This is a genomic window from Aquabacterium sp. (assembly GCF_049317225.1).
Classification (GTDB): domain Bacteria; phylum Pseudomonadota; class Gammaproteobacteria; order Burkholderiales; family Burkholderiaceae_C; genus Aquabacterium.
Genome location: NZ_JBMOIR010000033.1, coordinates 1 through 9826, shown reverse-complemented (window position 1 = coordinate 9826; position 9826 = coordinate 1). Strand labels below are relative to the sequence as shown.

At 60.5% G+C, this 9826-nt stretch carries 8 protein-coding genes and 1 pseudogene; 6 read left to right on the top strand and 3 right to left on the bottom strand.

The annotated features are described in order from the left end of the window. Window positions 1-887, top strand: a pseudogene (locus ACOYNB_RS13925) (DNA-directed RNA polymerase subunit beta'); the annotation flags it as partial. A gap of 91 nt (window positions 888-978) precedes the next feature. Here ACOYNB_RS13925 and ACOYNB_RS13920 read toward each other — a convergent pair. Then, window positions 979-2475 carry an aminoacyl-histidine dipeptidase gene (locus ACOYNB_RS13920; protein ID WP_422839593.1) on the bottom strand — a complete coding sequence of 499 codons (1497 nt, stop codon included), beginning with the start codon at window positions 2473-2475 and terminating at the stop codon, window positions 979-981. Next, complete coding sequence (locus ACOYNB_RS13915) at window positions 2475-2735, bottom strand: hypothetical protein (protein WP_422839592.1); 261 nt, start codon at window positions 2733-2735, stop codon at window positions 2475-2477. Before ACOYNB_RS13915 ends, ACOYNB_RS13920 begins: the two co-directional genes overlap by 1 nt. Before the next feature lie 136 nt (window positions 2736-2871). On the opposite strand from ACOYNB_RS13915, the gene ACOYNB_RS13910 reads away from it, so the two are divergent. Next, entirely contained in the window at window positions 2872-5367 is a 2496-nt protein-coding gene (locus ACOYNB_RS13910) for a DEAD/DEAH box helicase (protein ID WP_422839591.1), read from the top strand. 67 nt (window positions 5368-5434) lie between these two features. Here the strand turns inward: ACOYNB_RS13910 and ACOYNB_RS13905 are convergent, their stop codons facing one another. After that, window positions 5435-6004 (bottom strand): PEP-CTERM sorting domain-containing protein, encoded by a 570-nt coding sequence (locus ACOYNB_RS13905; protein WP_422839590.1) that lies wholly within the window; start codon window positions 6002-6004, stop codon window positions 5435-5437. Between the two features lie 330 nt (window positions 6005-6334). Here ACOYNB_RS13905 and rpsL point away from each other — a divergent pair, with 330 nt between their 5' ends. The 4 genes from rpsL to ACOYNB_RS13885 all read left to right on the top strand — a co-directional run. Further along, entirely contained in the window at window positions 6335-6712 is a 378-nt protein-coding gene (gene rpsL / locus ACOYNB_RS13900) for a 30S ribosomal protein S12 (protein ID WP_058088974.1), read from the top strand. Between the two features lie 194 nt (window positions 6713-6906). Further along, window positions 6907-7377, top strand: a complete 471-nt coding sequence (rpsG, locus tag ACOYNB_RS13895) for a 30S ribosomal protein S7 (RefSeq protein WP_374258047.1) — start codon at window positions 6907-6909, stop codon at window positions 7375-7377. Window positions 7378-7461: 84 nt separating this feature from the next. Continuing rightward, complete coding sequence (gene fusA / locus ACOYNB_RS13890; protein WP_422839589.1) at window positions 7462-9567, top strand: elongation factor G; 2106 nt, start codon at window positions 7462-7464, stop codon at window positions 9565-9567. A 156-nt stretch (window positions 9568-9723) separates the two neighbouring features. Beyond that, a partial coding sequence (locus tag ACOYNB_RS13885) for a GTP-binding protein (protein ID WP_031274870.1) occupies window positions 9724-9826 on the top strand: 103 nt, incomplete at its 3' end.

Here is a 9826-nt window from a genome sequence, read left to right as displayed (position 1 = left end):
TGGCCCGTATCCCCATCGAAGGTCAGAAGACCCGCGACATTACCGGCGGTCTGCCACGCGTGGCCGAACTGTTCGAAGCCCGCTCGCCCAAGGACAAGGGTACGCTGGCTGAAATCACCGGTACCGTGTCCTTCGGTAAGGAAACGAAGGGCAAGGTTCGCTTGCAGATCACCAGCCCTGAAGGTCAGGTTTGGGAAGATCTGGTGCCGAAGGAAAAGAACATCCTGGTGCACGAAGGCCAAGTCGTGAACAAGGGCGAATCCATCGTCGACGGTCCGGCCGATCCTCAAGACATCCTGCGTCTGCTGGGTATCGAAGAGCTGGCTCGCTACATCGTCGACGAAGTGCAGGACGTGTACCGTCTGCAGGGCGTGAAGATCAATGACAAGCACATTGAAGTGATCGTCCGTCAGATGCTGCGTCGTGTGCAGATCGTCAACCCAGGCGACACGCATTACATCGCTGGTGAGCAAGTCGAGCGCTCCGAGCTGCTGGACACCAACGACAAGATGCGCGCCGAAGGCAAGATGATCGCCACGCACTCTGACGTGCTGCTGGGTATCACCAAGGCTTCGCTGTCGACCGACTCCTTCATCTCGGCCGCTTCCTTCCAGGAAACGACCCGCGTGCTGACCGAGGCTGCCATCATGGGCAAGCGCGACGAACTGCGCGGCTTGAAGGAAAACGTCATCGTGGGTCGCCTGATCCCCGCTGGTACCGGCATGGCCTATCACCAGGCTCGCAAGGCCAAGGAAGAGATGGACGACAGCGAACGTCGTGCCATCGCCATGCAGGAAGCCCAGGAGCGCGCAGCGCTCGAGCTGGCAGCCTTGGATGGTGACGATGCCGACGCTGCTGCACCTGCCGAAGGCGGTGCTGCCGAGTAAGACGTGATGGGGGTGAGAGCCCCCTCATGAACAAAGCGCCAGGCCCGTGAGGGTGCTGGCGCTTTGTCTTTGTTAGGTCGGAATTCGTCGATCAGTGATCCGATGGCGCCAGCGCCTTGAGAATGGCGCACAGCAGTTGCCAGCACCGGTCGACGGAGGCGATGTCGACACCCTCTCCCGGCGCATGGGCGCCGCGGATGGTGGGGCCGAATGACACCATGTCCATCTCGGGGTACTTGGCCCCGATCAGTCCACATTCCAGCCCGGCATGGATGACCTGCACATGCGAGGTGGCGCCAAACTCGCGCGCATACACGTCCTGGCAGACCTTCAGCAAGCGCGAGTCGGGGTTCGGCGCCCAGCCCGGGTAGTGCCCGTGCTGTCGGGTCGGGGTGCCAGACAGTCGCCAAAGGCTGCTGATTTGATTGGCCAAGGCTTGGGCACCGTTGTCTCGCAGCGAGCGAATCATGAAGTTCACGTCACCGCCTTGTGGTGTCAGGCTCAGCATCCCAATATTGTTGGAGGTTTCCACCACGCCGACCACGTCCTGGCTCATCCGGAACACGCCGTGGGGCGCAGCATGGAGGGTGTCCAACCAGATGGCCTGCTCCGTGCGCGGCAGCACCTGCAGCGGCCCCGGCGGGCAAGGTGTCACCACACCGTGCAATTGAAGGTGGTCATCGACGCCTCTGAGTTCGTCTTGGAGTTGCTGCTCCCAGCGCTTCAAGCTGGCAGTCACCCGGGCCATGCAGTCTTGCGGGTTGGCGCCAGTGCACACCAGTTGGGCGGTGGCCTCACGCGGCAGGGCATTGCGGGCGGTGCCCCCTCGCCAACTCACCAAGCGCAGTTGGGGATGCTCGTGGCATGCGTGTCCGAGCACACGGCTCAACAACTTGATGGCATTGCCGCGTTCCTCGTGGATGTTGACGCCGGAATGACCGCCCCTGAGACCTGTCAGCCGCACTTCCAAAACGAGGGCGCCGTGTTCGGTCAGCACCTCAGGCGAGCAGGTGCGCGAAACGTCCACGTCCAGCCCGCCCGCGCAGCCCATGTAGAACTCGCCCCACTCCTCCGTATCGAGGTTGAGCATCAACTGTCCCTGCAGCCAGCCTGCCTGCAGGCCATGGGCGCCCCCCATGCCAGCTTCCTCGTCCACCGTCAGCAGGACCTCCAGCGGGCCGTGTTGCAAATGGCGGTCTTCCAGCGCGGCCAATGCCAGCGCCACGCCGATGCCGTTGTCGGCGCCCAATGTGGTCCCGGGCGAACGGAGCCAGCCATCCTGAATCACCGCTTGAATCGGGTCGCGAGAGAAGTCGTGGGCGACCCCTTCGTTCTTCTGGCAGACCATGTCCAGGTGCCCCTGGAGCACCACGCCAGGGGCCGACTCGCAACCGGGGCTCGCAGGCTTGCGCAGCAGCAGGTTGCCGACGGCGTCGACTTCGTGGGTCAAGCCTTGATGTTGAGCCCAGTCGATCAAATGATCGCGAAGTTGAGCTTCCTGTTTGGATGGCCGAGGAATGTGGCACAGCATGGCGAAATGGCGCCAAACGACAGGGGGATGCAGCGTGCTCAGCATGGTGCGAATCATCAGGGGTGAGGGTTTGACGGCGAAGACAAGCCGGGATGAGGCCAGCCTAACAACTCCGCCAGTCGCGTCACGATCCACTCGGCTTCGTTGTGGGCGACGCCGCTGTCAGGCGTCAGCAGGCCCTGCTGGCATCGAGTCAGGACATCCTGCTCGTCCACGCCAATGTCCACGTGAATGTTTCGACAATGCTCGGTCAAGTGGTGGGCCAAGTCCTCGCACAACTCGTATCGCGCGCGCAGTGCCGGCACTGGGATGGTCAATCGACGCCTTGCGTCGCTGTACAACGCAAGGAATGACGGTGGGATTTCGATCTGGTACTCATCGGACATTCCTTGTTTGTACCTCAAATGGGGGAGGCGTCCAGCGCCGTGCATCACAATTCCGTGTGATCCATTCTTGGCCCTCCTTCCCGTCGATTTTGTGACTGAGCCACGCACCGCCCACCCTCGCTTTCGTCCCAGACTGACCTTGCAGACCTTGCACCGTGGTGATGGCTTGTTGGGCATGGCACCGCACGACGCTTTGGGGCCGCGGGGTGGGCAGGTCACCGTGGCCATGGTCGAGTGGATCTACTCCGACGCGGCGAGTCTGTTCTGGGCCACGCCCGCACCCATCTCGGTACTGGGGGGGCGCCGAACCACATGTACCGAAGCGGAAGACGCCCAGGGTGTTCGGGTGCAGTGGCAGCGGGACCATTTGGCCGAGTCCGATGCTTTGGATGCGCTCCTCAGTGCCGGGTTCAGACCATTGCCTGCCGACTGCCTGCAGTGGCGCACACCACAGTTGGCGCGTCAGTTTGGGGGGCATGACGGCCCTTTGTGGACCCTGCGCCAAGAAGACGACTTTGCCGACTTCTGGTCGGACGAGGTTCCGCGCTTTCAATCGCTGGGCTGGCATGTGGTGGTACGGCCAGGATTCGCCCATGAAAGCGTGCCAGTGACCGCGTGGCGCCTGGTTGTGCATGGCCCGGATGGTGAAGTGCTGGCGCACGAGCCGATTCAGTTCGAGTCGGCAACCGGTCCGACCCTGGCGCCGCTGTCTGCGCCAAGACGAGAGGGATCCTGGCTGCTGAGCCTGGGCGTGGAGGTCGAGGGCGAAATGCTGGATCTGGCCCCCATCATCGCGGACCTGCTTCGACGTGACAAACGGTGGCTGTCCGTCCGTGACATCTCCATGATGGACGATGCCGCCGTCATTCGCTTGCGTGTGCCTGGCGGTCGCCGCATTGATGCGCCGGCGGCGCCGTTGAAAGCGATTGTGCGGACCATGCTGGACCTCTTGCTGGACCCGCGGCGCCAAGCAGGGCCGATCTCGCTCAGCCGGTGGGATGTTGTGCGCCTGCACGACCTGAGTGATCAGTTAAAACGTGTCGAGGCGGGCGTGTGCCGCTTGGATGGCCATGCGGGATGGATGGACCTCGCGGGGACGCTTCAGCAGGCGGATCAGCCTGTTGCGGTGTCGTTGCCTCAGTCCTTGCAGATCAACTTGCGCCCCTATCAGCAACATGGCGTGGCGTGGTTACAGTACCTGCGCAGGCACGGCCTGGGCGGCATCCTGGCAGACGACATGGGCTTGGGAAAAACCGCGCAGGCGCTGACCCACGTCCTGCTGGAAAAAGAGGCGGGGCGCCTGGACTGCCCGGTATTGGTGGTGGTGCCGACCTCTCTGCTGTCCAACTGGCAAAACGAAGCGCTGCGCATGACGCCAAGCTTGCGTGTGGGGATTCACCACGGCGCAGACCGGGGCCCGTTGCTTGATCAATTGAATACGCTGGACGTTGTCTTGATCAGCTATCCCTTGGTCTGGCGCGACATTGAGGCACTGGCCCTCCATCCCTTTCACATGCTGATTCTGGACGAGGCGCAGTCGGTCAAAAATGCGGCCAGCAAAACTGCGGCAGCCGTCCGCCGCATTCGGTCTCGCCATCGCCTGTGCCTGACAGGCACGCCGCTCGAAAACCACTTGGGCGAGTTGTGGGCTCAGTTCGACTTCCTGATGCCGGGCTATCTGGGGGATGCGCGCAGCTTTCAGCGCCTCTGGCGTGAACCGATCGAGAACGGCGGGGAGACGCTCCGGGCCGAGTTGCTGGCCAGACGGGTCCGGCCGTTCATCTTGCGCCGCAAAAAGGCGGAGGTGGCCACCGAGCTTCCGCCCAAGCAAGAAGTCATTGAGCGCCTCTCACTGGAGGCGCCACAAAAGGCACTGTACGAGAGTGTGCGCGTGGCGGCGGACCGTCAGGTGCGCCGTGTCCTCCAGAAGTCTGACTTGGCGGGGGCTCAAATCACGGTGCTGGATGCGCTGCTCAAGCTGCGGCAGGCATGTTGTGATCCTCGCCTGTTGAAGGTGTCCGGCATGCGCCGCAACGTGGGCAGTGCCAAACTCGCCTGGTTGGCCGACACCATTCCAGCCTTGGTGGACGAGGGGCGGCGCCTGCTGGTGTTCTCGCAATTTACGGAGATGCTGGATCTCATCGCGCAAGCGTTGAGCACGCAGAACGTGCCGTATCTGGTCCTCACGGGGGAGACGCCCGTACCCGATCGGGCGGATCGTGTAGAGGCCTTCCAGTCAGGCATGGCCCCCGTGTTTCTCATCAGTCTGAAGGCCGGTGGGCTCGGCTTGAATCTCACCGCGGCTGATACCGTGATTCATGTGGATCCGTGGTGGAACCCGGCAGTGGAACAGCAGGCCACGGACCGAGCGCATCGCATCGGTCAAACGCAACCCGTCCATGTTTACAAGTTGGTGGTCGCTGGCAGCATCGAAGAGCGGATGCTGGCCCTGCAGGAGCGCAAGGCCCTGCTGGCAGAAGGCGTGTTGGGTCAAGATGGGGCACTCGGCCCCAAGTTTTCTCAGGATGACTTGGACGCCTTGCTGGCGCCTCTGCCCAGCTAGTCCATCAGACAAAGAAAAAGGCCCGGTGCAGCGAAACGCCGACCGGGCCGAAAGGAGCGAGAACGAATCAGGCGTGTGGCTTGCGCAGGCGCCGAGCCGCCGCCAGACCAGCCAAACCCAAGCCCATCAGCGCGTAGGTGGCGGGCTCTGGGACAGCAGGAGTTGCCGTCAAACCATTCAATTTGAACGTGGTCAGCAATGACGCGCCCGTCAGCGTGAAGGATGTGCCGGTGACTCCACTCAATGACAGGGTCTGGGTGCTGACCACGCCGCTACCGTTCAGGTTCAGCGTGTTGCTGCCCCATGTCAGGGTGGCATGATCGGCGAGGTCCCACTCAGCCAGTTTCAGGTTGAGCAGGTTCACAGCCTGACTGAACGTGAAGGTCAGGGATTCACCGTTGCCGATGCCGGTTGCATCGAGAAAGCCGGTGGAAACACCCAGGCCATTGCTGTTGTACGTGACATCCTGCGAGCCCCCATGGCTGGGGCCTTGAATATTCACGGCCAAGCCGCTGCTGCCGAAAGAGGCTGTGGCCGTGGTGCCGCTTCCGCCCGCGAAGTTGAAGTCTGCAGCTTGTACAACCGTGGGCAGCGTTGCGGCCAGAGCCAGTGCTGCAGTAGAGAGCAATCGGGACACGGTGTCTCCTTGAAGAGGTTTTATGTTCCTGGGGTAAGCCGGGAGGTGTTGAACGCACTGTATCCGAGCTTGGTGGTACATGCCATCACCCAGAGTGAGTGCCGGGAACTCCCTATCAGGGTCAAACGGGGCGCCAAGCGCGACAGCGTCGCGGTTTGCTTCTTGCGTTCTGTCAGGTAATTCACCTACAATGGAAGGCTTTTCGGCTTTTCGCGCGCTCAGAAATGAGTGGCGAGGGCCGTTTTGTGCTTGTCTCCAGGCAATGGTTGGGTTCGTTCAAGCCCTGCTAAGCGCCTGATTTTCAAGTGTTTTTTCAACGGGAACCAAAAAATGCCAACGATCAACCAGCTCGTGCGCCATGGCCGTCAGGTCGAGGTCACGAAATCCAAGTCGCCTGCGATGCAAAACTGCCCGCAGCGCCGTGGCGTGTGCACTCGCGTGTACACCACGACTCCTAAGAAGCCTAACTCCGCTCTGCGTAAGGTTGCCAAGGTGCGCCTGACCAACGGTTTTGAGGTCATCTCGTACATCGGCGGTGAAGGCCACAACCTGCAAGAACACAGCGTCGTGCTGGTTCGCGGCGGTCGTGTGAAGGACTTGCCAGGTGTGCGTTACCACATCGTGCGCGGCTCTCTTGACCTGCAAGGCGTCAAGGACCGTAAGCAATCTCGCTCCAAGTACGGTGCGAAGCGTCCTAAGAAGGCCTAATCTCCTTCTGAAAGAAATAGTCGGTCGTCTTCATCTGCGTGTCACCCGGTGGGTGCAAGCTGCATGTGAACAGGCCGAGGTGGCGGTCAGCCCGGAATGGTCCGGTTGCTAGCCGAGTAAGTGGAGTCTATTGAGACTGGACTCCAGGATGTGAGCGAAAGCCCGCATCAACTGAAGCATTGAAAGGAATCGAAATGCCTCGTCGTCGCGAAGTACCCAAGCGTGAAATCCTGCCCGATCCCAAGTTCGGATCGGTTGATCTTTCCAAGTTCATGAACGTGATCATGGAATCCGGCAAGAAGGCTGTTGCCGAGCGCATCATTTATGGCGCTCTGGAACAAGTCGAACAGAAGGCTGGCAAGGATCCGCTGGAAGTCTTCAACATCGCTCTGAACAACATCAAGCCCGTGGTGGAAGTGAAGTCCCGCCGCGTGGGTGGTGCGAACTACCAGGTTCCCGTTGAAGTTCGCCCCTCCCGTCGTATCGCTCTGGCCATGCGTTGGCTGAAAGAGTCGTCGCGCAAGCGTTCCGAGAAGTCGATGGCCCAACGTCTGGCCAACGAACTGCTGGAAGCCGCTGAAGGCCGTGGCGGCGCGATGAAGAAGCGTGACGAAGTCCACCGTATGGCTGAAGCCAACAAGGCCTTCTCGCACTTCCGCTTCTAATCCACACCCTGCGGCATTTGCTGCAGTCCAAGCGTCCGGCTCACCATTGCGTGGCCGGCGCTTTGTCAAATCTGGAGTGACCTCATGGCACGCAAGACCCCGATTGAGCGCTATCGCAATATTGGTATCTCGGCTCACATTGACGCCGGCAAGACCACCACGACTGAGCGCATCCTGTACTACACCGGCGTGAACCACAAGATTGGTGAAGTTCACGAAGGCGCTGCCACCATGGACTGGATGGAGCAGGAACAAGAGCGCGGCATCACGATCACCTCGGCTGCCACGACCTGCTTCTGGAAGGGTATGGACATGTCCTACCCCGAGCACCGTTTCAACATCATCGACACCCCCGGCCACGTGGACTTCACCATTGAGGTGGAGCGTTCCATGCGCGTGCTGGACGGCGCTTGCATGGTGTACTGCGCTGTGGGCGGCGTGCAGCCCCAGTCTGAAACCGTGTGGCGTCAGGCTAACAAGTACAAGGTGCCTCGCCTGGCCTTCGTGAACAAGATGGACCGTACCGGTGCCAACTTCTTCAAGGTCTATGACCAGATGCGCACTCGCCTGAAGGCGAACCCTGTGCCCGTGGTGATCCCAATCGGTGCCGAAGACAACTTCAAGGGCGTCGTTGACCTCCTGAAGATGAAGGCCATCATTTGGGACGAAGCCTCTCAAGGCATGAAGTTCACCTTCGAAGACATCCCTGCCGAGCTGGTGGAAGATGCCAAGAAGTGGCGCGAGAACATGATCGAGGCCGCTGCTGAAGCTTCTGAAGAGCTGATGAACAAGTACCTCGAAGAAGGTGAGCTGACTGAGGAAGAAATCAAGTTGGCGCTGCGTACTCGCACCATCAACGTCGAAATTCAACCGATGTTGTGCGGCACCGCCTTCAAGAACAAGGGCGTGCAGCGCATGCTCGACGCCGTGATCGACTACCTGCCTTCTCCAGTGGACATTCCTCCAGTGGGCGGCACCGACGAAGACGACCAGCCCGTCACCCGTAAGGCTGACGACTCCGAGAAGTTTGCCGCGCTGGCATTCAAGCTGATGACCGACCCCTACGTGGGTCAGCTGACTTTCGTGCGCGTCTACTCCGGCGTTCTGAACTCTGGCGACTCTGTCTACAACCCGATCAAGGGCAAGAAAGAGCGTATCGGCCGTATTCTGCAGATGCACGCCAACGAGCGTGAAGAAATCAAGGAAATTCTGGCTGGCGACATCGCCGCTTGCGTGGGCTTGAAGGACGTGACCACCGGCGAAACGCTGTGTGATCCCGATGCCATCATCACCCTGGAAAAGATGGTCTTCCCTGAGCCCGTGATTGCACAGGCCGTGGAACCCAAGACCAAGGCTGACCAGGAAAAGATGGGTATCGCCCTGAACCGCCTGGCTGCTGAAGATCCTTCCTTCCGCGTGAAGACCGACGAAGAATCCGGTCAGACCATCATCGCCGGTATGGGCGAACTGCACTTGGAAATCATCGTCGACCGCATGAAGCGTGAATTCGGCGTGGAAGCCAACGTCGGTAAGCCTCAAGTGGCCTATCGCGAAACCATTCGCAAGAAGGTCACCGACATCGACGGCAAGTTCGTTCGTCAGTCCGGTGGTAAGGGTCAATACGGTCACGTTGTGCTGACTGTTGAACCCATGGAACCCGGTGGTAAGGGCTTCGAGTTCTGCGACGAAATCAAGGGTGGTGTGGTTCCTCGCGAATACATCCCTGCGGTGGAAAAGGGCATCATCGACACGCTGCCAAACGGCGTGCTGGCTGGCTACCCCGTCGTGGACGTCCGCGTGCGCCTGACCTTCGGTTCGTACCACGATGTGGACTCGAACGAAAACGCCTTCAAGATGGCTGCTTCGATGGGCTTCAAGGACGCTTGCCGCAAGGCCGATCCTGTGATCCTCGAGCCCATGATGGCCGTGGAAGTCGAAACGCCTGAAGACTATGCTGGTACCGTGATGGGCGATCTGTCCTCGCGTCGTGGCATGGTCCAAGGTATGGACGACATGGTCGGCGGTGGCAAGGTCATCAAGGCCGAAGTGCCTCTGTCCGAAATGTTCGGCTACTCGACCTCGCTGCGTTCCGCTACCCAAGGTCGCGCCACCTACACGATGGAATTCAAGCAATACGCTGAAGCTCCACGTAACGTGGCTGAAGCCATCATCACCGCCCGCTCCAAGTAATTGATGCGGACGCGCCTCGGGTGGTAACATCCGAGGCTTCACTCATTCGAGCCGGTCTTCGGCGCCGCCTGTGTGCGGTGAGCTTGCTGCCCATGGCAGGCTCGTGCTGGAAACCTTAAACCCACATGGGCAACTGTTCTTTGTTTGGAGAAACAAATGGCAAAAGAAAAATTCGAACGGACCAAGCCGCACGTGAACGTCGGTACCATCGGTCACGTTGACCACGGCAAGACCACTCTGACGGCTGCGATCACGACCG

Coding starts and splice junctions, on each gene's coding strand:
- fusA (WP_422839589.1), top strand. CDS start 7,462: ATGGCACGCAAGACCCCGATTGAGCGCTATCGCAATATTGGTATCTCG.
- rpsG (WP_374258047.1), top strand. CDS start 6,907: ATGCCTCGTCGTCGCGAAGTACCCAAGCGTGAAATCCTGCCCGATCCC.
- rpsL (WP_058088974.1), top strand. CDS start 6,335: ATGCCAACGATCAACCAGCTCGTGCGCCATGGCCGTCAGGTCGAGGTC.
- ACOYNB_RS13920 (WP_422839593.1), bottom strand. CDS start 2,475: ATGATTCGCACCATGCTGAGCACGCTGCATCCCCCTGTCGTTTGGCGC.